Below are 25,588 nucleotides of genomic sequence, written 5' to 3' on the forward strand. Positions count from 1 at the left end.
CTTTAAAGCGTTTGGGCTGGGGTTCCCATTAGCTGCGGATTAGTTATTAGATGCGCCAGCCAAAGCGCTCACGAATGAGATCTTGGTTGTCGCGGAAGAAGTTGTAGAAGGCCTTGAAGGTGATGCCAAGGACCGCAGGCAAGACCAGAGCCCAAGGGTTAAACGAGTTGCCTGCAGGAGCAGACGGCTTGGACGGCTCAGAAGGCTTCGATGGCTTAGACGGTTTCGAGGGCTTGGATGGCTTTGCCGAGTCCGAAGGCTTGTCGGACGGCTTCTCGGAAGGCTTATCCGATGGGGCATCGGATGGCGCGGCCGTAGAACAGGACTTCACCGCGTCATCACCAATGGCAAAGGTCAACGTCTGTGGCTCCGACGCAAGTTCTTTGCCGTCGGTGGTAGTTGCCGTATAGGTTGCCTCAAACGTGTAGATGCCCGGCTTGGTAAAAGCCCAGTGGGTATGCTTATGCGATGCGAAGGTGGTCTCGATCGTGTGATCGTCTTCGGCGGAATTGGCAAGGATGTCGTAACCAACGCCCCTGGCCTTCTTGATGTATGCGCCCCACTCAGCGTTCTCTGGCGTGTGCGTGGGCTTAAGGTTCAAATTGACTTTGCCATCTTTCATCTTGGAGTAATCCAATTTTTCGGTGTTATACCCCGGCCAGATGATGGATTGGTTCTGCGTCTGCGGCAGGTGGTAGAAGCGGTCACCGATGTTGCCAAGGAAATCGAATTTCTCATCACCCAGCTGCTGGGAGCGGGGAGTAAGTGCGTTATTGTGCACGCCAAGCACGACGTCATCCAGCGAGCGGTCTACCGAATTCTTATCAATTTGTCCTGTGTCATCGCGCAGGACGGTGCGGAAACCATCGTCAGTAGGAAGCGCCTTGATATCGACGTGCCCGCGGTCAAGTACCTGCTTTTCGCTGCAGCGTTGAGCCTCCTCGTCCTGTGGCGGTTGAGATGGGGCAGGCGTTTCGCCGGGCGCGGGATTCTCGCCTGGGGTAGTGGCGTTATCATTCGCGTTGGTAGAAAGCTCGTCTTCTACTTCGTAGTTTTTTCCAACTTCAAACGACTCTGTCAATACCGTTGAACCATGGCCCTCTTTGACCGTGGAGTGCGGGAGCACATTGACCTTGCCAAAATAACCAGGGTAATACTGAGTATTGGTAAAAGTAACTTCGCCGTGTCCATTGCTAATCGGAGCTTCCACCTCAACGGTAGGCAAAGCATCATCTTTTTTCGCGTAAAGCCCACCAGTCATCACTCCACTGAAGTTATTATCCTCCATGTCGATGGTGATTTTGGCTCCTTCTTTACCCTGTTTGCGCATCCGCACCGTATAGCCGGTTTCTTGTAGCGTTACCTCTTCGGTGGGGGCCAGCTGGCGCGGATTTTCGGTTTCTTCCCATGCCTCTGCGGCAGTGGAAGAATCGGTGTGGGCGGAAGAGCCTGGGGTAAATTTCACCTGCTGCGAGATCCAGCGCGGGGCATTGCCTTCTGGGGTAAAGACGGCCTGGATATTAGAGGATTCTGGGCCCATGTACTCATCCCACTCGGCGTGGCCGTCGGTGACGGGCAGATCGGTGAGGAAGTAGCCATCGATAAGCAGCGTAAGCGTGCCGGATGCCTTGTTTTTTGCATCGAAGGAAATGGTGGTGAGCTTATCGTCACCGTCCTTTTCCTGGTTTTGCTTTTTGTCCATGCTCAGGCTGTAGCCAGCAGCGGCGGCATCACCGGAGGAGGAGCTGTCGAAGCGTTCTTTGAGGCTGGGGGTCTTTTCGTCCTTTGGCTTTTGCCCGCCCACTTGGTAGCTGGTGGTTTGCGGTTCACTAGCCACGAGCTGCCCATCCGCCGTGCGCGCGGTGGTGCGAAAGGTCAAGCGATAACGGCCGGGCTTGGTAAAAAGCGTGGCGTTATGGGTATGGGTACCGGCGTTGAGATACGTAGAGTGCGGTGAGCCCTCGAGTGAACCCAGCATGCGATGGAGCTCGGCGCCGTCCGCGTCGTCGTCATTGGTGAATAGTTCTACGTCACCTGGGCCATCCACGCTTAAAAGATCGAGAAAGGCGATGTTATCGCGGAAACCTTTCACAGGAAGTCCAGTGTCTGCACCGAAACCGATCCAGATGGGCTCTTGGTTGCCGGAGGCTTGGTACGGAGCAGTGTAGTACGTGGTGCCTGGGGCGCCGATGTAATCCTGCGTACCGTTTTGCGGCAGGGAATACATAAAGTTCTGGTGGCGCTTACCGTCTTCGTCTTCGCGGGAATAGCCTTTGCCGATCCAAGCAACGGTGTCATCGATAAGCGGCGTCTGGCCAGGAAATTCGGAACGCAGTAGGAAGTTTTCGTTTTCCCAGAAAGTCTTGGGAGAGTCGACGTGGGTTTGGGTCGCGATGTTTTTGCCGTCGTCTGGACCGGCGTAGGCGGTAGCCGGGGTAATCAGCGCGATCGTGCTGAGCGCGGCCATGAAGCGGATACGAGGAGAAGCCACCAGCGCGTTACCTTTCTGCAGTTGTCAGTAGTTCACCCGAAACTATAGAAAATGATTCCTATTACTGGATAATCAAGTGAAACCGGTTCCCGTTTACCTGTGGGTTTATAATGAATACCATTATCGTCTACCCCCTTTTGCGTGTATTCACGTAGCCGGGGCACACTTTTAGGTATGTAAGTGAGGCGCTGGTTTGGGCTGGTGCGGACTGTGTCCCGCGCCTCCACTACGATGGTGGCCATGACTGAAGTTCGCGTTAGATTTTGCCCTTCTCCCACTGGCACCCCGCACGTTGGCATGGTGCGTACAGCCCTGTTCAACTGGGCTTATGCCCGCCACACCGGCGGAAAGTTGATTTTCCGCATCGAAGATACTGATGCTGCCCGCGACTCGGAAGAGTCCTATCAGGCCATCATTGATTCCTTGACCTGGCTCGGATTGGGCTGGGACGAGGGCGTCAATGTAGGTGGACCGCATGAACCGTACCGGCAGTCCCAGCGCATGGACATTTATAAAGATGTGCTCAATAAGCTTATCGATGCTGGACATGTCTACCCCGCTTATTCCACCGCGGAGGAAGTAGAAGAGCGGCACAAGGCCGCCGGCCGTGATCCCAAGTTGGGCTATGACAACTATGACCGTGACCTTACGCAGGAACAGATCGATGCCTTCGAGGCTGAAGGCCGCAAGCCCGTCTGGCGCCTGCGCATGCCGGACAAGGATTGGGCCTGGACCGACCTGGTGCGCGGCGAGATGTCCTTCAAATCCGATACGCAGCCTGACTACGTAGTGGCGCGCTCCAACGGAGCCCCGCTATACACCCTGGTCAACCCGGTGGATGACGCGCTGATGCGCATCACTCACGTGCTGCGCGGCGAGGATCTGCTCTCATCCACCCCGCGCCAGCTGGCCATGTATGAGGTGCTGAAAGAAATCGGCATTGCGGAATTCACCCCGGAGTTTGGTCACCTTCCTTTCGTGATGGGTGAGGGGAAGAAGAAGCTGTCCAAGCGCGACCCGCAGTCCAACCTCTTCAACCACCGCGATAACGGCATCATCCCAGAGGGCATGCTCAACTACCTGTCGCTGTTGGGTTGGTCTTTGTCCGCGGATCAGGACATCTTCAGCATGGACGAGCTGATTGAAAACTTCGATGTCAATGATGTTCTAGGCAACCCCGCGCGCTTTGATCAGAAGAAGCTCGAGGCTATCAATGCCGATCATATTCGCCTGCTCGAGCCCGAGGAGTTCGCATTCCGCCTGCGCAACTACCTGACGGAATACACCGACTTCTCGGCCGATTATGACGGCGAGAAATTCGCCTTCGCCGCAGACCTGGTGCAAACGCGCATCAAGACGCTTGCCGATGCCTACGGGCTACTCAGCTTCCTTATCACCCCCGATGCTGAGCTCACCCTGGATGAGAAGGCTGCCAAGAAGAACCTGAAGGACGACGCCGTCCAGCCGCTCGAGGTGGCAATTGACACCCTTGAAGCGGTAGAGGAATGGAAGACCGACGCTATCGAGGCAGCGCTGTCCAAGGCGCTCATCGAGGACCTAGAGCTAAAGCCGCGCAAGGCCTACGGCGCGCTGCGTGTAGCCATCTCCGGCGCTCAGGTGTCGCCGCCGCTCTTTGAGTCCATGGAGCTTCTGGGTAAGGAGTCCACCTTGGCGCGCCTGCGCGCTGCCCGCGAGGCAACTCCGTACGTTCCGGCCGCCGAGTAATACCGGAACCGTCCGAAGCCTGACGGAGAAAGCCCACTAAAGCGGCGGATGAACATCGAACTTACACAGATGTCATCCGCCGCTTTATTTTATCTCTAAGAAAACGCCTAAAAATGCCGGTTGTGCTGGCGATTTGGCGCATTGGGCAACGATCATTATAGTTATAACACGTTGCAGCGAGCAAGGGGGCGCAGCCGGTAACGGTGCGGTTCCAAGCGAGTGAGCAAATGGCCTATGGTGTAATTGGCAACACAGCGGTTTCTGGTACCGCCATTCTAGGTTCGAGTCCTGGTAGGCCAGCAGTGAAAATGCTTTTAAAGCAGGCTCACTAGTTCTATGCCCCGTTCGTCTAGAGGCCTAGGACGCCGGCCTCTCACGCCGGTAACACGGGTTCGAATCCCGTACGGGGTACAAATAAAATGATTCCTCCAACCATTGTGGCTGGAGGAATTTTTCGTATGTGCGCTTGCGGCTTAATCGGGACCAGAGTGGGTCTTAACTGGGGGATTTACTGGTGCGAATTTCCTTACTATCTGCTGATTTGTATTGTGTTTACCCATCGTTTACTGTTTAACGAGTCCGCAGCAAGCAAGCTTTAAGCAATACAGCTTTTGATTTGCCTGCTACGCGCGAACGAGCCCCGTTCGTCTAGCGGCCTAGGACGCCGGCCTCTCACGCCGGTAACACGGGTTCAAATCCCGTACGGGGTACATATTAATGGCTGCGAGCTTCACCGCCCGCAGCCTTTTCTTTTGCCATTTGCTGCCTAAATGGTCTAAACGACAAAGTGCGTTGTTTGTGGCGTGTCGGGATAGACTACTTTTTGTGGTGGGATCTGACCCTGTTTGGTGGACACCTGATATCCGGCCCAGTCGGGCTGGAAAGAAAAGTAATCTACCACCATGTCCAGGTACTGAGAACAGTTCACACGCGATGCCGTGGCCCTCTACGAAAACAATGAGGACCTCTCACTGAACTCAGCATCAGCCGAGCTCGGTATCAACCGTGCCTCGCTGCATTCTTGGATCACCAAGTACGGCACCGGCAAACGTGCCCGCATAAAAGCCCCTGCAGGATAAAGCCCAAGCAGCGAATGATTCGTGAGACGGATCCGCCAGTTAGAAAAAGAAAACGCAAAACTGCGCGAAGAACGTGACATCCTGCGCAAGGCCGCTAAATATTTTGCTTAAAGCAACTCACTGGAGTTCTGCTTCCAGTTTGTCTATGACCACCGAACCGAGTACTCGGTCAAGCGGATGTGCCATGTGTTAAAGCTGAATCGTTCCTCATTTTACAAATGGGCCCAAACTCGTAAAAAGCGCAGGATAAGAGATGTATTCTGATGCCGTTATTGGTGCGAGGATCGCAACCATCTTTGATGATGAGCTTGGTCTTTACGGCGCTAAACGCATCGCTGCAAGCCTGAACGAGGACACGGCGTATACCCCTGTCAATCACAAGAAGGTCGCACGAATTATGAAAGCCATGGGGCTTAAAGGCTTTACAAAACGGCGTCGATGCATCACTACCAGGCGTAAGCCTGGCCACCGTGTCATGCCAGATTTACTAGGCCGCAAATTTACAGCCAACGAGCCGAACCGCGTCTATGTCGGCGATATTACCTACCTGCCCTGTAAGGGTGGCAAGAACATGTATTTGGCCACAGTCATTGACACTTCATTCACGCAAACTTGCAGGGTATGCACTCGCAGACCACATGCGTGTCTCACTGGTCATCGATGCCCTAGCCCACGCACATGGTGTGCGTGGCAGTCTTGACGGGGCTGTATTCCATTCCGATCACGGCAGTGTGTACACCTCACAAGCCTTTAGGAACTATTGCTCGTCGTTGGGTGTGCGCCAATCCATGGGCGCGGTAGGAACGAGTGCTGATAGAAGCCCTAGCAGAATCGTTTAACGCCACGTTAAAGCGGGAAGTCTTGCGTGATAGGAAAGTTTTTGACAGTCCGATCTCCTGCCGCCGGGAAGTCTTCCGGTGGTGCATGCGCTATAACACGCGCCGGCGGTACTCCTGGTGCAATCTTGTAGCGTCGGATGTCTTTGAAGACGAGACTTCAGCTACACTGACTAAAGCAGCATAGCTAACCCCCGACGCGTCGACTTTCCGGAGGCAGCTCCCAGCCTAGGGGCACTTGAAAGTTATCGGCTTTAATTACATTAATCGTCACCGGAAAAGCCGAAAATATGAAGACGATTTAGACCGTCTAGATTACTGAACCCTCCGAAGTTTGGAATACATAATGGGCCACGAACTGCCACACCTGATTGCTAGAAATCACGGCTATAGGATTAAAAGGGTGACCGATCGACATCTGGCGGATTGGACTGTTAGAGATGGTGAGTTAAACGGAGCCTTTGAAGCGGCGAAAGATTGGAGTGAAAACAATGTTGACTGATGCCGATGCTGCTAAGGGTATGTGGTTGGAGAGTGCTCGGATTAAGGGGTTTAGGTCTTGCGAGAAAACGGAGGTGGAATTTTGTCCCGATCTTACCCTTTTGGTCGGTGAAAACAACGCGGGTAAATCTAACATCATCGATGCGCTTCGCCTAGCAACGGCTCCACTGAGTGGAAGACGAACGAGGTTCTTCGAGATTGATGACCCTTCATTCGGAGCTGGGGTCAACCCAGACATCGAGCTTGTTTATACAGAAGGGGACGAATTCCAGCAGGCATTATTCATCGGAGCTTTGGACCTACAAAGCAAGAAGATTCACCATCATGTTCGCTATTTTTCACCGACAGATCGGTACCCGCGGGGTCGGACAGAACGCTTGGCAGGACTCGTTGCGTCACCCGATCCTGAATCGGAGGTGCGCTCGAAGATCAACCATGTGTACCTCGAGCCACTGCGTGATGCGAAGCGTGAGTTGGATTCTGCCAACGGGCGGCGCTTGGGGTCTGTCTTACGCTACTTGCTTGATGAGAAGGAGCGTGAGGAATTCCTGCAAAGTGCCCATACTGCCACCGAGCAGCTTTCCGGAAGTGGTGCAATCCAAGGGGTAAGTAAGAAGATTCAGGAACACCTTTCTTCTCTTACCGATGCTGTCCGAGGGCAACAGGTAGCGCTTGGCTTTGAGAAGCCTTCGCTCGATCATCTTGCACGAGGTTTGCGCCTCAAGATGGCGGAGAAAGGGATAGATGTAACTAATCTCGCATCGTCCGGATTGGGCTATGCCAACCTATTATTCATGTCGACAATTTTGCTTGAGCTGCAAGAGGCAAACCAATCAGAGCTCACCCTTCTCTTAGTGGAGGAGCCGGAAGCGCATTTACATCCGCAGCTCCAAGGTGTTCTGCTTGATTTCCTCCTCGAGCAAGCCGAAGAGTCCGTAAAATCGGCGAAAGAGGGACGTCCCGCAGGTCGAATTCAGGTTATCACGACGACTCATTCTCCCAACTTGGCCAGCTCGGTTGGTATCGAAAGGACTGTCGTTATTCGGTCAGCTAAACGCGATAATCTAAGGAGCTCAGTCGCGCTTGCGCTGAAGCAGATAGAATTCGCAAACGACAACGATCGTCGGAAAATCGATCAATACTTGGACGTGACTCGGTCTGATCTCCTGTTTACTCAGAGGGTTATCCTAGTCGAGGGAATTTCTGAGGCAGTGTTGCTCCCCGCGCTTGCTAGGCACTGCGTGTTCGATAGAAGCGACCCTGAACAGTTAAAACGGCTTCGCCGCTTCAACGCCACGCCGATCGTTAATCTTGGATCGGTTGACTTTCGCCCGTATCTGACACTGCTCTTGTATGACTTCGGCGAAGGGATGCATATCGCAGACAAGGTGGTTGTACTTACAGATGAAGACCCAACTCTTGAAGGTTCAGAGGCTAAGAGTTTTAACAGAGCCGAGGAACTCGAGAGCATTGCTACGAAGTTGAAGGCCGAAGACATCCTAACGGTGAAGACAACAGAATATACCTTGGAAGCCACCCTTTTAACCGGTGCGAGTGAGAACGCCCAACTCCTCAGGAAAGCATTCTTACAACAGCACCCGAAGTCACATTGCAAGTGGGATGCAATCCAAGATGCGCAAGAACCAGGCAGGGAGATGTACCGCAGACTTCAATCCAAGAAGGGCGCCGATGGCTTGGATATAAGTAAGGGGCAGTTTGCTCATGACATCGCTCTCGCTATCGCTGAGCCTGGAGTGGTTTTCAAATGTCCAACTCAGCTCAAAGAAACGATCGAGGCAGCAGCTGAAGACTGAGGATGAAGTATGAGTCTCGAGTTCACATCGTCGCAAAAGTCGTTAATCGAGTCGGAGTCTGGCGGCTTCTTTGAGGCATGTCCGGGTGCAGGTAAGACGCAAACCATCGTTGAACGGTTTGCAAGGCGTGCTGACTCGGAAGACTCGCGGTGCGGTACCGCCTTGGTTACCTTTACTAACGCCGCTGCCGAGGAAGTACAGAGGAGATGCGCCCACAAACCCAAACTACTTCAAGCACCGAACTTCGTTGGTACTATCGATAGTTTTATCAATAGGTTTTTGTTACGCCATTCTACAAAGCGGAATACGGCAAAGCTCCTAAGTTTTGGGATTCTTGGAGCAGTTTTGACTCGGCTGATGTGGTGATAAAAGGCCGGTGTCCAGTGCCTTTAGATCACTTTCAATTCGACAATGATCGGGCAAAGCTGCGGAAAAGACACATTCAAGGCTATTCACAGTCTCAAATTTGCGAGTTGGAGTCGCAGGCGTATACCAAATGGACGCAATTTGTTAGGTCAGGGCACCTCGATGCGGACACAGCGAGACTCTTGGCGAGAACAGAGATTGAAGAAAACAAGTACGGAATAGTAGAGCTACTAGCTAAACGATTTGAGGAGGTTATTGTCGACGAAGTTCAAGACTGCAACTCCGTCGATCTTCTGGTACTAAAGTCTCTGAGAGATGCGGGAATTCGTCTTATTTCTGTCGGAGACCTAGACCAGTCCATCTACGAGTTTAGAGGTACCTCGGCGCCAGAAGTTAGCAATTTCTTGCAGTCGACGGATCCTCAGCCCCGTATCGATACAAATTTTCGTAGCTCCCCGGCTATTTGCAAAGTCGTGAATAGTTTACGTGCGGGGTCGACCCGCGACACTTCAGGGGGAGAGGTCTCGACCTACGATGCTCCCGTTCATCTCATCGGTTACCAACATCTCTCGGAGATCGGACCATTGGTCGAGCGAGTGATTGATCAATACCCGGAATTGGAGAAACCGGTATTTCTGGCGCACAGCACAAATAATGCAGCCCTCGCTGCTGGTGGTCGTAGCAAAGGTAAGTCGTCAAAAAATAAAATTGTAGCGCTAGCGAAGGCATCCAGTCTGCTCTTGGACTCTTCTTCGACTTCGGCGAAAAGGACTAAAGCGCTCCGAGAAACCGGAATTTTGCTGCAGCGGCTGAATCCCGACAAGCAGCTGTCTACAGCTGAGGAAGAGGATTATCTTGAGAATCTCAGGCTGAGCAAGAGTTCGTACCATGAACTGTGTTTGAGGCTCGTTGTGACAGTAGGAAATCCTTCAGAGCAGTCCAGCAGCACGTACAGAAAGAAACTTATCCAGGCTGCAGAAGGAGTCGGGATTTCGCTCGATCGTGGCCGTATGAAGACACCAAAGGCCGATGTCTGGCCCTGGGTTGGTACACCGGCAGCCAAGCATCAATATGAGCATTCAACAGTTCACGGTTTCAAAGGGTTGGAGGCAAACTCAGTCGTCCTAGTCATTCCACACGACAGCCGGACGAGAGACACCATTCGTGACTGGAAAGAAGGAAAAGGCTCTGAAGCGAGAAGAGTCCTTTATGTAGGCGCATCGAGGGCTAAACGATTACTCATTCTTGCCGTGCACAAGAAACACAGAGAAGACGTGAAGCAAATCCTAGAGAGAGATGACGTTCCTCTTGCGGTGTCTGGGTAGTTTGCCGCCCATTTGCGTGAAGTGCCCCTAGTTTTGTTCCTAGGCATTTGCCTTGATTTCTATTATTACTTGCGGCGGGTTCTGCTTCCAAAAATCGGTCTCCACTTCGACCGGGGTGGTTGCGTCCACTGGTGTGGTGTATCTGTAACCCGTGGTAAGCCTCGTGCCGGCTCCGATGGTTGTAGATGACTCCCTTTGAACGGCCACGTTGCGGAAGCACGGTGGGCGAGGAAGGGGCATCGGAAAGCGTCTGCTTTAGCCGCAGCCCGCCCTTCGCGCTCACCGACTCAGCGAGAACTGGAGCGGGGGTGCGCCACCGTGAGCGCAAAGGGAGGGGCATGGGCTCCACACCACTGCAAAAAGAACGCCCAGCGAGCCTCTCAGGCTGCACTGGGCGTTGTTTGAAGGTGGAAGCTAGGCCATGACCTTCGTCTTCTTAATCGCCTTCTGGAGGCGCTTGTGATAGTTATCCATGGCGGGGCGCAAGAACAGGCCGAGGATGAGCGCTGGGATGGCGAAGAGGAGGAGCATGCCGAGCTCGCGGAGGATATCGGCCTCGTAAATGCCGGCGATGGCGCTGCGGAATGCGTCGATGCCGTAGGTGGCCGGCAGCCACGGGCTGACATTTTGGAACCACTCTGGAAGCAGCGGCAGGGGATAGGCGCCGCCGGAACCGGAGACTTGGATAACCAAGAGCAGCACCGCGAGGGCCTTGCCCGCGCTATCGAATGTGATAACCAGTGAATAGATTATCAACATAAACACCAGTGTGATTATCCACGAGGCAAAGAGCATCATGAATGGGTGCTCGGGCTCGATCTCCACGAAGAAAATAAGGCTGAGGACCACGAGGGTAGATTGGGCGATGCCGATGAGCCCGAAGGTGATGAAGCGGCCCAAGAAGACTTGGTTCCTGGTGAAGTGATCCTTCTTGTCGAGGTTTTCGTTCTTCTTCAAGTACTTGCGCTCGGCGTTGGTGTGTACCAGCACGCAGGCGAGCAGGGCGCCGACCCACAGCGAGAGCGTGAGGTAGAACGGCGTCATACCAACACCGAAGGCGGCAACCTCGTAGATGGGCTGGCGGTCCACATTGACCGGTGAGGCGATGCGGGAGGCCAGTAGCTCTGGATCATCGCCGATGAGATCGGCGAGCTGGCTGAGATCGCCGCCGTCGCGGATCTCATCGATCTTTTGGCTGAGCTCACCAAAGCGGGCCGCCTGCTGCTGCAGGGTGCCGGATAGGCCGGCGGTCAGATCGCGTGCCCGCACGAGGGCATCGTTGTCATTGGAGATGGTATTGCGGACGCCCGCGATATCGCGCTTGACCGCATCGATATCGTTGGCCACCGTGCCCACGCTATCGCCCAAGGCTGCTAACTGCGGCTTGAGGTTGGAGTTATAGGAGTTGCGGGCGTTTTGTACGGCCTGCTTGGCGCTGGCAATCGCAGCTTGGGTTTGTTGCTTGGACTCTTGGGACTTTCCGCCGTTGTCGATGTTATTGGCCGTAGAGGTCAAGGAATCGTGCAGCGCATTGCTTTGGGCGATGCTGGCATCGAGTTGCCCCATGACGGCCTTATATCCCGCTGCCACAGGGGCGGGAAGATTGACCTTATCGGCTTCTTTTTGGATGCTGTCCTTCACACCTTGGAAAGCAGCGGTTTGCTGTCCCACGCGGTCCGCGGCAGTGCGGAAGGTCTGAGCGGTCTGCGCGGAGGTGGCGCTGGCGTTGTTGAGCAATTCCTCAATCTGCGAGGATAGGGCCTCGTAGCTCTGCGTGGTCGCGGCAAGGGACGCGTCCAAAGAACCAGTGGACTCATCCAGCGTGGATTTGAGGATGTCGATGGGGGACTCGCCGTTGTCATTCGTGGTGCTGGACGCCTGGTTTCCCGCCTCATTCAGGATGTTATTGGCAGCTCGGGTCAGTGGAATGGTGGAATCAACCAGATTACTTAGCGCCATGACCGTGCCTGAGGCCGCATCGAGGCGCGATTGCACCGTGTTGACGCGGTGGTGCACGTTATTGAGCGCAGCTTGGGTTTCACCCTCATCCAAGTACTGGTCCAATGAGGAAATGACACCAAGGCCCACATTGGACACGACGCGGGTGAAGGACTCGTCGATCTTTTCGATCACACCAGTAGCGCTGCGCTGGGTAATCGTGGTCGACAGCGCATTCTTCTTCTCATTGGTATAGAGATTCAGCTTGCTCGGCTCAGTGCCTTCCACATAGAAGGTAAGAAGGTTGGCGCTGAAATCCTTGGGCAAGACGATGCCGGCGTAGTACTCGCCGGACTTGGTGCCCTCAATGGCATCATCGCTATTGGTAAGGACCCAGTTGATCTCGTCGTTGCGGCTGAGCTGGGATAAAACCTCATCGCCTAGGTTGAGCTTGAGCGAAGCTAAGTCGCTTTGGTGGCCCTCGTCCTCACTGGCGACGGCGATTTTGAGCTGTTTGGTATTGGCAAACGGGTCCCAGCTGGCGAGCACGTTAAAGGTGGTAAAAAGCAGCGGGATAATGGCGAGGCCGAAAATGATGACGGCGGTCATTACGTTGCCACGGATGGCCTTGAGGTCATCGCGGAGAATGGTCAGGATGTTGTTCATGACTTATCTCCCTTTCCGGATTCTTCGCCGCCGTCGGCGGGCTTATCTGTAGTATCGCCCTGCGATTGTGGGGTAGAAGATATTTCGGCGTGTTTATCCGATTGCACATCTTCTAACCGATACTGGTTGGGGTTTCGGCGTTGATGCTGAAGGTGCTGCTGGATTTCCTCATCGCTGAGGTCTGCCAGGCGGTTATCGTGCGCGATGCTTTGCTTCACGTATTCCAGCGAACAAATGGTCGCGACCGCAATCAGCGCGACGAGGCACGCGATGCCGAAGAAGATCGCCTTTTGGTCCTGCATGAACCGCGAGCAAATCACGAGTGCGAGCACTAAGGCCAACCCGATGGCGATGGTCAGCTTCATCAGCTGAGAATAGTTCTTCCTGGCCGTCATCCACTTGGTATCCAAGCTCTTTTGGTATCCCTCGCGGTCCGCGGAGGCATACAACAGATCGGTGAAGCGGTAGCGGCTGCCGATGAGGTGGACCTGCTCATTGATGACGAGCCCGCCCTTGGCCAGCTCGTTATTGACCAGCATGGTGACGTTGGACAACCCGCGCCTTAAGAAGGTGCCCATGAGGTAGGCGATAGCCGCCATACCGGTCAGCGCGGCGATATCGCGGATGTAATGGGTGCCGTAGAACCCACCCACGGTCTCGCGCATGGCGTCGATGCCGTAGGTAAAGGGCAAGAAGGGGTGGACGGCGCGGAAGAAGTCCGGCGTCATCTCGATGGGATACAGGCCCGATGCGCCGGGAATTTGGATGAAGGCGAGGACCACCGCGATACCGCGGCCCACGTGGCCAAATGTCGAGACCAAGCCATAGGTAATGCTGAGGTAGCACAGGCTGATGAATACGGAGGTAAGGACATAGGCGGTGGCGCTGACGTGCTCCACGCCAATGACCAAGTTACCGATGGACACGATTAGTGCCTGGGCAATGGCGAAAAAGCCGAGGAGCAAGAAGCGCGCGAAATACGCCTTATTGATGGTCAGATCCCGGCGGCCCTGTGGGTCAACCTCGGCGCGGAAAATGATCAGGAGCATGAAGGCACCGATCCACAGCGTGAGGTTGATAAACAGCGAGGACATGCCGGAGCCGTAGTGGGTAACGGGGAAGACCGCGTGGCTTTCCATCTCTGCGGGCGAGGAGAGGAAGGAAGATACGTGGTCCGTATCAAGGCCATTGACGGACTTCAGCACGGTGTTATTAGTGGCCGTGTTGCTCAAGGCAATGACATCGGTCCGCGCGGAACGCAGGCCTTCCTCGACGCGATCCAGGTCGACCGAGAAGCGCTTTACCACTTCTTGGGCGTGGGTCAGCTGCTCGTCGACGCCCCCGAGAAGCCCGTCCGTTTGCCCAACCAGCGCCTTCTGGCTGTTAAGCGAGGCGGATAGGCGTCCGGCGGTAGCGGAGACATTAGAAAGCGCGGAATTGAGCTTAGGCAGGCCGTTGGCCACGTTATCGCGGAGTCCATGGGAATCATCGCGCGCTTGGGCGGCCATGGAATTGAGCAATTCTGAGGTCTTATTCAGCGAATCCAGGGTGGCATTGGTATCGCTATTGAGGGAATCAAGCTCACCTAGCACCGCGCGGTTTTGGTTATTGCGGTCGCGCAGCTCAGAGACCGACTGGTTGATCTGCTGGGATACCTCTGGGGGAAGGGCCGGCAGGGCAGTGACACCGGCCAATTGGTCGATGGCCTTATCGGCTTGACCGAGAATGCCCTGTGCGCCGTCGGTGGCGGCGTCGACGCGGTTAAGGGCGCCGTTTAACTTCCCTGTGACAGAACCGATATTGGCATTGGCGTTCGCGGTGCCATCGGCAAGCGCAGTCGTGCCTTGGATATAAGCGGCGGTGGCATCGTCAGCGAAGGAGGTTACTTCCTTTTGCACCTCGTCGGTCAAGGCGGTGACCTGGTTTAAGGCCTGCTGCGCGTCATCGATCGTGGTCTGCACGGAGCCTAGGGACTTGCGCGCCTGCGCGATGGTGGGGCGGGCATCGTCGATAGTGGCCGTGACATCCGTGAGGGAATTGCGGGAATTGGCCACGGTATCGGCGGTCTCTGAGAAGGAATTCGCGGTATTGCCCGCGGTGCTATTGATCTTATCGCTGAGATCGCCGCCGGAATTCCTCAACTCGGTGGCTACAGATTTCGCGACATTTTCATTAAACGTGGCGCTAATCGTGGTTTCGAGAGTAGAAGAACCGGAGTCAGTGACTTTGGGGGCAATGGCATTGATCTTCTCATTGACCTGATACTCCAAGGTGGGTTGAGAGTACGTGCCCTCGAAGAGGCTGACAAAGTCAGAAGAAAAATCCTCCGGGACGATGATGGAGGCAAAAACATCGCCGGATTTCACCGCGTGCTCGGCTTCGCCGCGGTCCATAAACTGCCAGCCGAGTTTGTCGTTGTTGTGCAGCTTTTCCATCATCTGCCCGCCGACGTCAATATCGCCGGTGAGATCTGACGAGGCACCCTTGTCCTCATTCACCACGGCTACCTTGAGGTGTTCGGTATTGCCATAGGGATCCCAAAAACCGGAGACGTTGACCCAAGAGTATAAGGCAGGGGTAATCATCAAACCGATGAGAATCACCCAGACTTGCGGCGTCCGCCACAGGCGGACGAAGTCTTGGAGAAAAAGCTTCCAACTAGTAATCACTCGAAAGACCGTAGCACCGAAACGGTGTTAACTAATAGTCAAGCAGGCAGATTCCGCGAAATTGATAGCTTGGTTACCTCTCAGTCACCGTGCTTTGCGCATCAATGCGGCTAGGGTTAATAAAAGGTTAATTCACGCTGGGCTAATGCGTAGAAAAGCGCCGCGATAATCCATGCATCGAAGCGGTGGATTATCGCGGCGCTCGGGCGCTGCGGGGCGCTTGGCGGCGAGGCTTAGTGCTCGTCGTAGTGATCGCCGTGAGCGGCGTGGCGGTGGCCGTCGTGGATGTAGTCAACGTGGTCGCCGTGGGGGACGGCAACGTGGCCGCAGCCTTCGCCGTGGGTGTGCTCGCTGTGTGGCTCAGCCTCGACGTGCTCAGTGGTCTCGCACTCGTCCCAGTGGCCTTTGTGCTCGCGGTGGATGTGGCCATCGTGCACGAAGTCGGTGTGATCCTCGTGTGGGAAGGCAACGTGGCCGCAGCCTTCACCGTGAGTGTGCTCGTGTTCAGTGTGGGTAGCGTGAGTCATAATCATGAATCCTTTCTGCGCTTTGTGGTTGGGGAGTGTCCTTTTCGTTTTCACTCTGTTTTCATTAAATCATGTTTTCAGTACGGTTTCAATAGCGCGCGGCAGAGTTTCGATATTTTTTCATTAGACCGCGGAGGAGCGGGGTGCGTGGAGGTAAAACATGACAAAACCCTGGGGCAGCGGGTGGCCCAGGGGTAGTGGTGAGGTGGTTGTAAAGCTAGAGCAGTTCCGAAAGTTCTCGGGCGGCGGAGGTAAGCAGGTGGGCGTACTTCTTGGCGGGCGAGGGGCGGAAGCGCTCGGCGGACCCGGAGATGGACAGTGCCGCGCGGAAAACGCCGGAGGAATCAAAGATGGGAGCGGAAATGGAGGCTAGGCCAGCTTCGCGCTCCTCGATGGATTCTGCATAGCCCTGGCGGCGGGCGGTTTCCACATCGGCAGCGCTGAATTGCGCGGCGTCTAGGGGAAAGTCCACATAGCCTGCGATAATGCGGGCTGCAGAGCCTGAGGTTAGCGGCAGCTGGCGGCCTACTGGGACCACGTTGTGTAGGCCGGACGTGGGTTCGCGGGTGGCAATGCAGGTGCGGGTGGTACCCGTGAACTCATAAAGCTGAATGGACTCGCCGGTGCGGTTGAGGAGTTGATCCATGATGGGGCCCGCAACTTCTAGGATGTGATCGCGGTTGCCGGGAAGTGCGGGGCCGGCCTTCCACTTTCCTTCAGGGGTGCGGACAAGGATGCGGTGTGCCTCCAGTGCGGTGGCTAGCCGGTGCGTCGTCGCCCGAGGTAGCCCCGTGGTTTCACACAAATCATTAAGGGTCGATGGATGGTTCGCGGCGGCCATCATGATGGCCATTGCACGATCTAGTACCTTAATGCCGGAAACTGCGCTATACTCTCCCATATAATGAAATCTACGTCCCAAATTATGAGATTTCAAGTGTGGAGTGATGTTTATGAACCAGAAGCTGACCTTGGCTGAAAAAGTGTGGCGCGACCACGTTGTCCAAGAGGGCGATGCAGGTGCACCAGACCTTATCTATATTGACTTTCAACTTTTGCACGAAGTTACCAGCCCGCAGGCCTTTGATGGGCTGCGACTGCAAGGTCGCACTATGCGGCACCCAGAATTGCACCTGGCAACCGAGGACCACAACGTGCCGACGCTGGGGATTAAATCCGGCAACCTCTTAGAGATTAAGGATGAGGTATCGCGGACCCAAGTTTCCACCTTGCGCAAGAACTGCGAAGAATTTGGCGTGCGGTTGCACGCGATGGGCGATGAGCAGCAAGGCATCGTGCACACCGTGGGCCCACAGCTTGGCATTACCCAGCCTGGTATGACGATTGTGTGCGGCGATTCGCATACCTCTACCCACGGTGCATTCGGTTCCATCGCCATGGGCATTGGAACCTCAGAGGTAGAGCACGTCATGGCCACCCAGACGCTGTCCTTGAAGCCATTTAAGACGATGGCCATCGAAGTCACCGGGGAATTGCACGAAGGCGTTTCCGCCAAGGACCTCATCCTTGCCATTATCGCCAAGATCGGCACCGGCGGCGGCCAGGGCTACATCATCGAATACCGCGGTGAAACCATCCGCAAGATGTCCATGGAAGCCCGCATGACCATCTGCAATATGTCCATTGAGGCTGGCGCGCGTGCCGGTATGGTTGCCCCTGATGAGACGACGTTCGAGTACGTTAAAGGCCGCGAGTTCGCGCCTAAGGGCGCCGACTGGGATGCTGCGGTGGAGTACTGGAAGACGCTGCCTACTGACGATGGCGCCGAATTCGATCGCGTCGTAGAAATCGACGGCTCAGCGCTGACGCCGTTCGTGACCTGGGGAACGAACCCGGGCCAAGGCCTGCCGCTGGGCGAAACCGTACCGGATCCAGAAGACTTCGGCGATGACAATTCCAAGGCCACCGTGAAAAAGGCATTGGAGTACATGGACCTGCAACCAGGTACCCCACTGCGCGATATCAAGATCGATACCGTCTTCGTGGGATCGTGCACCAATGCGCGCATCGAGGACCTGCGCGCCGCCGCTGAGGTGGTCAAGGGCCGCACCATCGATTCCACTACGCGCATGATCGTGGTTCCTTCCTCCGCGGTGGTCAAGGCCGATGCGGAAAAGGAAGGCCTTGACCGGATTTTCCAAGACTTCGGCGCAGAGTGGCGCACGGCGGGATGCTCCATGTGTTTGGGCATGAACCCCGACCAACTGAAACCAGGGGAGCGCTCCGCATCCACGTCCAACCGCAACTTTGAAGGCCGGCAGGGCCCTGGCGGGCGAACCCACCTCGTTTCCCCACAGGTTGCTGCCGCTACCGCCGTCACCGGATACCTGTCCAGCCCGGCTGACCTGAAATAAGCACGCGAGAAAGGTTGAAATGATGGAGAAATTTATCACCCATACCGGCACCGGAGTCCCGCTGCGGGCGTCCAACGTGGATACGGACCAAATCATCCCCGCGCGCTACCTCAAATCGGTCAAGCGCATGGGCTTTGCGGAGGGGCTGTTTTCCAACTGGCGCTCCGATTCCACCTTCGTACTTAACCAGGAGCAGTTCAAGGACGGCTCCGTTCTCTTCGCCGGCCGCGACTTCGGCACCGGTTCCTCGCGCGAGCACGCAGTGTGGGCCTTGCGCGAATACGGTTTTAAGGCGGTCTTCTCTTCCCGTTTTGCGGATATCTTCCGCGGTAACTCGGGAAAGTCTGGTTTGCTTACCGGGTTGATGGAACAAGAAGACATCGAGCTTATTTGGAAGCAGCTGGAAGCGGGGGAAACCCAAGTCACGGTCGATCTGGAGGCGCGTACCGTTCAGGTTGGCGAAAACACCTACTCATTCGACATCGATGACTACACGCGCTGGCGCCTGATGGAAGGCCTTGATGACATCGGCATCACCCTGCGCGATGAAGAGGCGATCATCAGCTTCGAGAACTCCCGCGCCAGCTTTAAGCCCGCGGTTCACTCGGAATAGCGGCAGCACCGTAGCCGTGAAACGGGATTATCCACTATTGTCTGCGGTATGACTTCGCCTTATTCCGGTTCACGCGACCACGACGGATACAATCCCTATTCCCAGCAGCCCTATTCAAATGGGCAGCCGGGATATTCCGGCGAGCCGCCCGCCCCAGGCGGCATAGATACCGTCAGCATCATCGGCGATAGTTTCCGCTATTTCGGCCGCAATTGGGTGCCGTGGCTTTGTGCCCCGCTCGTGCAGATGGTCGTCCTTTTTGTCGCTTACGCCGTAATCGCCGTAGTCTTTGCCGCCGGTGGCGGATCTCTTTCCATCGAGGCGTCGACCGAGGGAGCCTTAGACGGTTCCCTTGGCGTACTGGGCGTGCTGTTACTTATTCTCGGGGTAATAGCCCTGTTAGTTATTTATCTGTGGGCAAACGCCATCTGGTACCAAGCCGCTACTAAGCAGGTCAACGGCCAGGACTTAACTTTCGGAGATTTCTTTACCTTTAAGGGCATGGGCGGCATCATGCTGGCATACCTCGTGACCAGCGTGGTCATCGGCATCGGCTTTGTCTTGCTCATAATCCCCGGACTTTTCGCCCTGTTCTTCTGGTGGTGGGTCCCAGCCGTCAAGGCAGCGCGCCCCGACCTATCCCTGGGATCCTGCTTCAAGCTTTCCGCGGATATCGCAAAGAGGAACATCGGCACCACCTTCCTGGTGGGCATCGTCCTCATCATCCTTTACATGGCGCTGGGCTCAACCGTGGTGGGCGTCGTCGTGCTGCCAGGGCTCATGGCCTTGGCCCCCACCCTCTTCGTGCGCCGCAACCTCGGCATGCACGGCTAGGGAGGCGGGGGCTCGCTCGCCTCAAGCCAGCTAGCGCCAAGCCAGCTAGCGCACCGGCAGGGGGCTGGGAAGATAATCTGCCCCGGTTAATTCACCATTATTGAAGGACAAGACCCACACCGAGGCCTTTTTAAACTTCAATTCCTCCTGTGGCTTCTTGAGGAATTGCGGCGCCAAATCCTCGATGATGCCGGGGATGGTCTGTCCCTGGCTGATAATGACCGGCACCCCGCCGTCTTCTACAACGCGGCGGAAAGCCTTCTTGGCAGCTTCTGGGTTCTTTTCCCACACCTCGTCGCCAAAGTCCTTATTAATGGCGATGTCCTTGCCCAGTTCATCGGCAAGCGGCGCGGCGGTTTGCTGGCACCGGTGCGGGCGAGCGGAATAGATCGCGGTGGGATGATAGGCCGCCAGCATGGGCACGAGCATTTCTGCTTGCCGACGCCCCTTCTTATCCAAAGGCCGCAGGTTGTCATCGCCCTCCCACTTTTTGCGGTCGTGGGCGTGGGCGTGGCGAACGTACAATAGGCGCGTTGTGGGGGCGAGCTGCAGCCGCTTTTGTGCCTTGGAGACGACGTCGTTGTCCACGTCATAGGACAAAAGCTGCTGTGCTTGGTCAATGGGCACCCAGCGCAGCTCATCGGTCTCATCATTGGGGGTATAGGTGCCGCTGAGGTAGAACGCCGCCCAGTAATAGACCACCTTGGTGCGCCCCTGCACGGGGTAGGTGACCTTGCCAATCAACTTGCCCAGGCGTACGTGGAAGCCGGTTTCCTCCTCAATTTCGCGCGCCGCGGTAGTGGGTAGGGATTCGCCTGGATCCACCTTTCCCTTGGGCAGGGACCAATCGTCGTAATGCGGGCGGTGGATGAGTGCGATCTCTGGGTTCGCGGGGTCGCCGCGCCAGACTACGGCACCGGCGGCAAGGGTAGTGCGGGGAAATTCCTTGGCTGGATCCACCGGAATATCCTGGTGCCGGCCGGAAATGAATTTTTCGGACTTTTTATCTTTATCGGTCTCGTGCATCTTCTTCGCGCTCGGCATAGCTTTTCGTGCCTTTCTTCGGTAAGTGAAAAATTGGCGTTAACCTGATCATCATTGTTCCACGGGGGAGATCCCTGCCGCATCCTTGCCACGCCCAGAGCGATAAATGCCTTAAGGTGGAACTAATAGGAAAAACGTTTGGAGGACGCCATGGTAAAAGTAGTGGTAATGGGTGCCGGTTCCTGGGGCACCACCCTGGCCAAGGTATTTGCGGACGCAGGAAATGATGTCACCCTGTGGGCCCGCCGGACCGAGTTGGCGGAAGCGATCAATGAAACGCATACCAACCCTGACTACCTGCCGGATGTCCACCTTCCGGCGGCACTGCGCGCCACGCACGATGAGGAAGAGGTGCTTTCCGGCGCGGATATCGTGGTCTTCGGTGTGCCATCGCAGTCCCTGCGCGCCAACGTGGAGCGCTGGGAACCCGTATTGCCCGAGGATTCCACGCTGGTCTCCATTTCTAAGGGCGTAGAAACCAGCACGCTCAAGCGCATGAGCGAAGTCATCGTGGATGCAGCGGGTGTGGATCCGCAGCGCGTGGCGGTTCTATCTGGGCCCAACCTAGCCAAAGAAGTAGCAGCGGGGCAGGTTACGGCCACGGTCATCGCCTGCACCGACGAAGAGCGCGCCAAGGCGGTACAGGCGGCCATCGCCGCGCCCTACTTGCGGCCCTATACAAATACCGATGTCATCGGCGCGGAGATCGGTGGCGCGTGCAAAAACGTCATCGCCTTGGCCTGCGGCATGGCCTCGGGTAAGGGCTTGGGCAATAACACCATGGCCACGATGATTACCCGCGGCCTGGCGGAAATTACGCGCCTGGGCACGGCCTTGGGGGCGGAGCCATTTACCTTTTCCGGCCTGGCGGGTTTGGGCGATTTGGTCGCCACGTGTAACTCCACGCTCTCGCGCAACAGGACCTTCGGTTACCGCCTTGGTCAAGGTGGCAGCCTAGAAGAAGCGAAGGCGGCCACCAATGGACAGGTGGCAGAAGGCGTGTTTTCCTCTGATTCCATCTTCCGCCTAGCCCAGCAGGCTGGGGTAGAGATGCCCATTACGGAAGCCGTCTACGGCGTGTGTCATCAGGGCATGGCTGTAGACGATATGATCATTGCCCTTATGGGTCGCTCCAAGAAGTCGGAGTAGCAGAAAGGTAAAATCATCGCCCATGACTGAAAAGACCCGCGTGGCCGTCCTTTACGGTGGCCGCAGTACCGAGCACTCCGTGTCCTGCGTATCCGCAGGCGCAATTATGAAGCACCTCGACCCGGAAAAATTCCAGGTGGTGCCCATCGGCATTACGCGCGAGGGCACGTGGACACCGGGCGATACCGAGGGCTTAGAAATCGTCGATGGCGTCATGCCTGAGGTCAAGCGCGGCACGGAATTGGCGCTTTCTGCGGATCCAACGCGCAAGGGCGAAATCCGCGCGATTAGTGACGGTTCGCTGTATGCCCAGGTTGACGTTATCTTTCCCATTCTCCATGGACCCTATGGTGAAGACGGCACTATGCAGGGGCTTTTCGAGCTCTCCGGAATCCCTTATGTGGGCCCCGGCGTATTGGCGTCCTCGGTGGGAATGGACAAGGAATTTACCAAGAAGATTCTATCCGCAGCGGGCCTGCCGGTGGCACCAGAGGTCATCGTGCAGGGTCGCACGGAATTGACCGTGGAAGAAAAAGAACGGCTTGGCCTGCCGGTCTTCGTCAAGCCTGCCCGCGGGGGCTCCTCAATTGGCGTCTCCAAGGTCAGCGACTGGGCGGATTTCCCAGAAGCCGTGCGCATTGCCTTGGAAGACGATGACAAGATTTTGGTCGAGCCAGAAATCGTCGGCCGCGAGGTAGAGGTCGGCGTCCTGCAATACCCAGATGGCGAGCTTATTGCCTCTGTGCCGGCGCTGCTTAAGGGCATCGATGACTCCGATGAAGGGTTTTATGGTTTTGAGACCAAATACCTAGATAACGTGGTCACGGCCCAAATTCCCGCGCCTTTCCCAGAAGAACTCACGGCGCAATTGCGCGATATGGCGATTCGGGCCTTTAAGGCGCTTAACTGCACCGGGCTGTCCCGCGTGGATTTCTTCGTTACCGAAGAGGGCCTGTACATCAACGAGGTCAATACCCTGCCGGGATTTACCCCGATTTCTATGTACCCGCAGGTGCTGGCGGCCTCTGGCGTGGATTACCCCTCGTTGCTTGAGGTGCTCATCGCCAGCGCAGAGGCCCGCACTGCGTAGGTCTGCGGCTTCCTTTTACCTTTCTGGGACGTGCTTCGCGGTGATATCGCTGAGCGCCACCAGTGCTGCCTGCGCGGAATCCTGCGGGGCGTGCAGCGCCAGGTAATTCTCGCGGCCGAGCGCAAACCAAGTTCCTGCGGTCGTGCCTTGGGCCAAGGTCGTATCCTCAAACCAGGCAATATCGTTGACCTGCTGGAGCTGCACGCCCGCCTCGTAATTTTCTGGCTGGGCGATGCCACAGCGCGCGACGATGTCCTCGTGCCCCTCAGAGCTCCACACGTAGGTGTCCTTATCGTCCACCTCGCGTCGGTGGTAGCCATCCGCAATCTCATCCGGTAGCGCCTTTTCTACCGCGGTACAGCGGTCATTTTCTGCCGCCTTTAGATCGCGCAAGGGTGCCGGGTGGGCCTCGGCCGGCTTGTTCTCCAGGGTGGCAACGGCCTCGTTGAGGTCTTGCGGCTTTTCATCATTAAAGGTCGTGACCGCCACGACGGGGAAGCGCTGGGTCGAATACCAGGTAGAGAGGTTAGAACCAGAGGTCGCATCCTTGACCTTGAACCACTGTTCACCATCGACGTCTTGCGTGGTGGAGTAATCGGTGTACTGGAAGGGCATGGCAACACCGCAGCGCGCCGTCACCTTTTCCTGGGAGTTAGCGGCCCAGGCGGCAACGCCGGCGGGGACGGGCTCTGCAATGTCGGCGCGCGGTTGGCCCATGGCTTCATCGGGAAGCGCATGCACGAAGTCCGTGCACGCCTGCGAATCGGCCTCAGGGGAATCCACTGGGGAGACCGCCACGGGGGCCTTGGCCGTGTTTGTGAATACGTATTTCGCGCCGAAAAGGACCGCTAAAACCATCACTATGGACAACCCAAGTGAAATGAAGATCGCGGTGCGGTTAAATTGGGATGTCATAGGGGTTCATTTTATCGAAAGGATGCCGGTGAACTTAAGTCAGACTCTCGCGGACGTGGGGGAGCAGGCGGTGATTCGAGAAATCACAGCTGCCGCTCCCAGCAGCCTGAATGGCGATGATGCTGCTGTGCTTTTCGCGGCGCCACCCAATTCGCGCACGGTGGCCTCTACCGATCTGATGGTAGATGGCCGACACTTCTTGCGGGAATGGTCCACTCCGCGCGAGATCGGTAAGAAGGCCATCCTGCGCAACTTCGCCGATATCGAGGCCATGGGCGCGCGCCCAGTGGCGGCCCTTTTAGCCATCGCCGCACCGGGGGATACGCCGGTGAGCTTTGTCAGGGGCGTAGCTAAGGGCATCGCCGAGCATTGCTCTTTCTACAACGCCGAGCTGGTGGGCGGGGATATTACGAAATCGGACCTGCTGGTTATCAACATCACCGCCATCGGCTTTTTGGGCGGCAGCAGGGAAGCGTTGACCCTTGATGCGGCGCGCGCGGGCCAGAAGGTCGTGGCCCACGGCGCGATTGGCCATGCGGCGGCGGGCTTGTCTTTGCTGCAGCGGTTTGGCCGCGATCTGCCGGCAGAGCATGCGGATTTGTACCCACTTATTGATGCCCACTGCGCCCCCTGGCTCAGCCCCGGCCGCGGCGTTATCGCCCGCGCCGCCGAGGTCACCGCAATGACCGATAATTCCGATGGCCTCATCCAAGACTGCGGAATCATGGCGCAGCGCTCCGGGGTGCACATCGATTTGGATGCCGATGCCATCCAGCCCGATCCACTCCTGCACGCCGCGGCCGCCGTCCTCGATTGCGATCCGTGGCAGTGGGTCCTTGCCGGCGGCGAGGACCATACCCTGATCGGAACCACCGCAAAGCAGGCGCCTTCGGGGTTCCGGGAAATCGGCACCGTCTCGCGCGGCAGCGGCGTTACGGTGGGTGGTAAACGACCCCGTTATACAGAAGGGTGGGCAGGATTTTAGATATGCACCCGACTTACCATCCCTCGTGGGAACCGGTTCTCGCGCCGGTGCTGGAGCAGCAGTGGCCACGGATATCTCAGGCGCTGGACAACCAGGATTACCTGCCGCCGGCAGAAGACGTGTGCAGGGCATTGCAGATGCCGCTTGATGATGTCCGCGTGCTCATCGTTGGCCAAGACCCCTATCCCACCCCGGGCCACGCGATGGGGATGGCCTTTTCCACCAAGCCAGGAGTTGAACCCCCGCGGTCCTTGGTCAATATTTACCGTGAGCTGTATGACGATGTGGGCGTTCGCGGGCGCGAGGACGGCGATCTGAGCGCCTGGGCCGACCAGGGGGTACTGCTTCTGAACAGGGTGCTGACCGTGGCGCCGGGGCAGGCGGGATCGCACCGGCGCATCGGCTGGGAAGAGGTGACCGAGGCCGCCATCCGCGCCCTCAACCGCACCCCGATGGTCGCGATTTTATGGGGCCGCGATGCCCAATCCTGCGAGCGCTTCCTTCCCGATGTGCCCTGCATTACCTCGCCGCACCCGTCGCCGCTTTCGGCCAGCCGGGGGTTCTTTGGTTCCCGCCCATTTTCCCGGGCAAACGCCCTTTTGCGGGACCAAGGCGCGCGGGAGATCGCGTGGGACTTGTAAACTAT

19 protein-coding genes, 3 tRNA genes and 1 pseudogene are annotated in these 25,588 nt (G+C 56.6%); 16 read left to right on the forward strand and 7 right to left on the reverse strand.

The genetic code is table 11. The annotated features are described in order from the left end of the window. Positions 1-46: 46 nt before the first annotated feature. Positions 47-2,491, reverse strand: a complete 2,445-nt coding sequence (locus CACC_RS05465) for a choice-of-anchor M domain-containing protein (protein WP_244262177.1) — start codon at positions 2,489-2,491, stop codon at positions 47-49. A gap of 231 nt (positions 2,492-2,722) precedes the next feature. On the opposite strand from CACC_RS05465, the gene gltX reads away from it, so the two are divergent. The 9 genes and pseudogenes from gltX (at position 2,723) to CACC_RS05505 (ending at position 10,137) form a co-directional block, all read left to right on the forward strand. After that, complete coding sequence (gene gltX, locus CACC_RS05470) at positions 2,723-4,216, forward strand: glutamate--tRNA ligase (protein WP_081445496.1); 1,494 nt, start codon at positions 2,723-2,725, stop codon at positions 4,214-4,216. Positions 4,217-4,444: 228 nt separating this feature from the next. Further along, a tRNA-Gln gene (locus tag CACC_RS05475) sits at positions 4,445-4,516 on the forward strand. Positions 4,517-4,554: 38 nt separating this feature from the next. Continuing rightward, positions 4,555-4,627, forward strand: a tRNA-Glu gene (locus CACC_RS05480). A gap of 226 nt (positions 4,628-4,853) precedes the next feature. Then, a tRNA-Glu gene (locus CACC_RS05485) sits at positions 4,854-4,926 on the forward strand. Between the two features lie 228 nt (positions 4,927-5,154). Next, a pseudogene (locus tag CACC_RS05490) lies at positions 5,155-6,318 on the forward strand (IS3 family transposase). 147 nt (positions 6,319-6,465) lie between these two features. After that, positions 6,466-6,633: a M48 family metalloprotease gene (locus CACC_RS11745; RefSeq protein WP_425265816.1), complete on the forward strand. Its 168-nt coding sequence runs from the start codon at positions 6,466-6,468 to the stop codon at positions 6,631-6,633. Continuing rightward, positions 6,623-8,446, forward strand: coding sequence for an ATP-dependent nuclease (locus CACC_RS05495; RefSeq protein ID WP_005280276.1), 1,824 nt, complete (start codon positions 6,623-6,625; stop codon positions 8,444-8,446). The genes CACC_RS11745 and CACC_RS05495 overlap by 11 nt, the downstream gene beginning before the upstream one ends. Positions 8,447-8,455: 9 nt before the next feature. Further along, the gene (locus CACC_RS05500; RefSeq protein ID WP_005280277.1) at positions 8,456-8,812 is read left to right on the forward strand and encodes a UvrD-helicase domain-containing protein; all 357 of its coding nucleotides are present in this window, start codon (positions 8,456-8,458) and stop codon (positions 8,810-8,812) included. A 17-nt stretch (positions 8,813-8,829) separates the two neighbouring features. After that, on the forward strand, positions 8,830-10,137 hold the full coding sequence (locus CACC_RS05505; RefSeq protein WP_005280278.1) for a UvrD-helicase domain-containing protein: 1,308 nt from the start codon (positions 8,830-8,832) through the stop codon (positions 10,135-10,137). Between the two features lie 414 nt (positions 10,138-10,551). Here the strand turns inward: CACC_RS05505 and CACC_RS05510 are convergent, their stop codons facing one another. The 4 genes from CACC_RS05510 to CACC_RS05525 all read right to left on the reverse strand — a co-directional run bounded on the left by CACC_RS05510 (position 10,552) and on the right by CACC_RS05525 (position 16,838). Further along, positions 10,552-12,741 (reverse strand): YhgE/Pip domain-containing protein, encoded by a 2,190-nt coding sequence (locus tag CACC_RS05510; RefSeq protein WP_005280280.1) that lies wholly within the window; start codon positions 12,739-12,741, stop codon positions 10,552-10,554. Next, the gene (locus CACC_RS05515; protein ID WP_005280282.1) at positions 12,738-15,410 is read right to left on the reverse strand and encodes a YhgE/Pip domain-containing protein; all 2,673 of its coding nucleotides are present in this window, start codon (positions 15,408-15,410) and stop codon (positions 12,738-12,740) included. The genes CACC_RS05510 and CACC_RS05515 overlap by 4 nt, the downstream gene beginning before the upstream one ends. A gap of 233 nt (positions 15,411-15,643) precedes the next feature. Beyond that, positions 15,644-15,937 (reverse strand): hypothetical protein, encoded by a 294-nt coding sequence (locus CACC_RS05520; protein WP_005280284.1) that lies wholly within the window; start codon positions 15,935-15,937, stop codon positions 15,644-15,646. A gap of 217 nt (positions 15,938-16,154) precedes the next feature. Next, complete coding sequence (locus tag CACC_RS05525; protein WP_005280285.1) at positions 16,155-16,838, reverse strand: IclR family transcriptional regulator; 684 nt, start codon at positions 16,836-16,838, stop codon at positions 16,155-16,157. Positions 16,839-16,890: 52 nt separating this feature from the next. Here CACC_RS05525 and leuC point away from each other — a divergent pair, with 52 nt between their 5' ends. Genes leuC through CACC_RS05540 form a run of 3 tightly spaced genes read left to right on the forward strand, consistent with a single transcriptional unit; the run spans position 16,891 to position 19,759 of the window. Continuing rightward, entirely contained in the window at positions 16,891-18,312 is a 1,422-nt protein-coding gene (gene leuC, locus CACC_RS05530; protein ID WP_035108662.1) for a 3-isopropylmalate dehydratase large subunit, read from the forward strand. Between the two features lie 22 nt (positions 18,313-18,334). Next, positions 18,335-18,925, forward strand: coding sequence for a 3-isopropylmalate dehydratase small subunit (gene leuD, locus CACC_RS05535; RefSeq protein WP_035108663.1), 591 nt, complete (start codon positions 18,335-18,337; stop codon positions 18,923-18,925). 48 nt (positions 18,926-18,973) lie between these two features. Beyond that, on the forward strand, positions 18,974-19,759 hold the full coding sequence (locus CACC_RS05540; protein WP_035108621.1) for a hypothetical protein: 786 nt from the start codon (positions 18,974-18,976) through the stop codon (positions 19,757-19,759). Between the two features lie 45 nt (positions 19,760-19,804). Here the strand turns inward: CACC_RS05540 and CACC_RS05545 are convergent, their stop codons facing one another. Beyond that, the gene (locus CACC_RS05545) at positions 19,805-20,803 is read right to left on the reverse strand and encodes an NUDIX hydrolase (RefSeq protein WP_005280289.1); all 999 of its coding nucleotides are present in this window, start codon (positions 20,801-20,803) and stop codon (positions 19,805-19,807) included. Positions 20,804-20,953: 150 nt separating this feature from the next. Here CACC_RS05545 and CACC_RS05550 point away from each other — a divergent pair, with 150 nt between their 5' ends. Continuing rightward, on the forward strand, positions 20,954-21,952 hold the full coding sequence (locus CACC_RS05550; RefSeq protein ID WP_035108664.1) for an NAD(P)H-dependent glycerol-3-phosphate dehydrogenase: 999 nt from the start codon (positions 20,954-20,956) through the stop codon (positions 21,950-21,952). A 22-nt stretch (positions 21,953-21,974) separates the two neighbouring features. After that, positions 21,975-23,042 (forward strand): D-alanine--D-alanine ligase family protein, encoded by a 1,068-nt coding sequence (locus tag CACC_RS05555; protein WP_005280292.1) that lies wholly within the window; start codon positions 21,975-21,977, stop codon positions 23,040-23,042. A 15-nt stretch (positions 23,043-23,057) separates the two neighbouring features. Here the strand turns inward: CACC_RS05555 and CACC_RS05560 are convergent, their stop codons facing one another. Then, entirely contained in the window at positions 23,058-23,957 is a 900-nt protein-coding gene (locus CACC_RS05560; protein WP_005280293.1) for a DUF3515 domain-containing protein, read from the reverse strand. Here CACC_RS05560 and CACC_RS05565 point away from each other — a divergent pair. Beyond that, complete coding sequence (locus CACC_RS05565; protein WP_005280294.1) at positions 23,905-24,942, forward strand: thiamine-phosphate kinase; 1,038 nt, start codon at positions 23,905-23,907, stop codon at positions 24,940-24,942. The genes CACC_RS05560 and CACC_RS05565 overlap by 53 nt on opposite strands. A gap of 2 nt (positions 24,943-24,944) precedes the next feature. Further along, a complete protein-coding gene (locus tag CACC_RS05570) occupies positions 24,945-25,583 on the forward strand; it encodes a uracil-DNA glycosylase (RefSeq protein WP_005280295.1) in 639 nt (212 codons plus the stop codon). Positions 25,584-25,588: the final 5 nt, after the last annotated feature.

The organism is Corynebacterium accolens (genome assembly GCF_023520795.1).
Classification (GTDB): domain Bacteria; phylum Actinomycetota; class Actinomycetes; order Mycobacteriales; family Mycobacteriaceae; genus Corynebacterium; species Corynebacterium accolens.

What these genes read in the sequence shown, in the direction of transcription:
- gltX (WP_081445496.1), top strand. Translation starts at nt 2,723, where the DNA reads ATGGTGGCCATGACTGAAGTTCGCGTTAGATTTTGCCCTTCTCCCACT.
- CACC_RS05495 (WP_005280276.1), top strand. Translation starts at nt 6,623, where the DNA reads ATGTTGACTGATGCCGATGCTGCTAAGGGTATGTGGTTGGAGAGTGCT.
- CACC_RS05500 (WP_005280277.1), top strand. Translation starts at nt 8,456, where the DNA reads ATGAGTCTCGAGTTCACATCGTCGCAAAAGTCGTTAATCGAGTCGGAG.
- CACC_RS05510 (WP_005280280.1), bottom strand. Translation starts at nt 12,741, where the DNA reads ATGAACAACATCCTGACCATTCTCCGCGATGACCTCAAGGCCATCCGT.
- CACC_RS05520 (WP_005280284.1), bottom strand. Translation starts at nt 15,937, where the DNA reads ATGACTCACGCTACCCACACTGAACACGAGCACACTCACGGTGAAGGC.
- CACC_RS05525 (WP_005280285.1), bottom strand. Translation starts at nt 16,838, where the DNA reads ATGGGAGAGTATAGCGCAGTTTCCGGCATTAAGGTACTAGATCGTGCA.
- leuC (WP_035108662.1), top strand. Translation starts at nt 16,891, where the DNA reads ATGAACCAGAAGCTGACCTTGGCTGAAAAAGTGTGGCGCGACCACGTT.
- leuD (WP_035108663.1), top strand. Translation starts at nt 18,335, where the DNA reads ATGGAGAAATTTATCACCCATACCGGCACCGGAGTCCCGCTGCGGGCG.
- CACC_RS05540 (WP_035108621.1), top strand. Translation starts at nt 18,974, where the DNA reads ATGACTTCGCCTTATTCCGGTTCACGCGACCACGACGGATACAATCCC.
- CACC_RS05545 (WP_005280289.1), bottom strand. Translation starts at nt 20,803, where the DNA reads ATGCCGAGCGCGAAGAAGATGCACGAGACCGATAAAGATAAAAAGTCC.
- CACC_RS05550 (WP_035108664.1), top strand. Translation starts at nt 20,954, where the DNA reads ATGGTAAAAGTAGTGGTAATGGGTGCCGGTTCCTGGGGCACCACCCTG.
- CACC_RS05555 (WP_005280292.1), top strand. Translation starts at nt 21,975, where the DNA reads ATGACTGAAAAGACCCGCGTGGCCGTCCTTTACGGTGGCCGCAGTACC.
- CACC_RS05565 (WP_005280294.1), top strand. Translation starts at nt 23,905, where the DNA reads ATGGACAACCCAAGTGAAATGAAGATCGCGGTGCGGTTAAATTGGGAT.
- CACC_RS05560 (WP_005280293.1), bottom strand. Translation starts at nt 23,957, where the DNA reads ATGACATCCCAATTTAACCGCACCGCGATCTTCATTTCACTTGGGTTG.
- CACC_RS05570 (WP_005280295.1), top strand. Translation starts at nt 24,945, where the DNA reads ATGCACCCGACTTACCATCCCTCGTGGGAACCGGTTCTCGCGCCGGTG.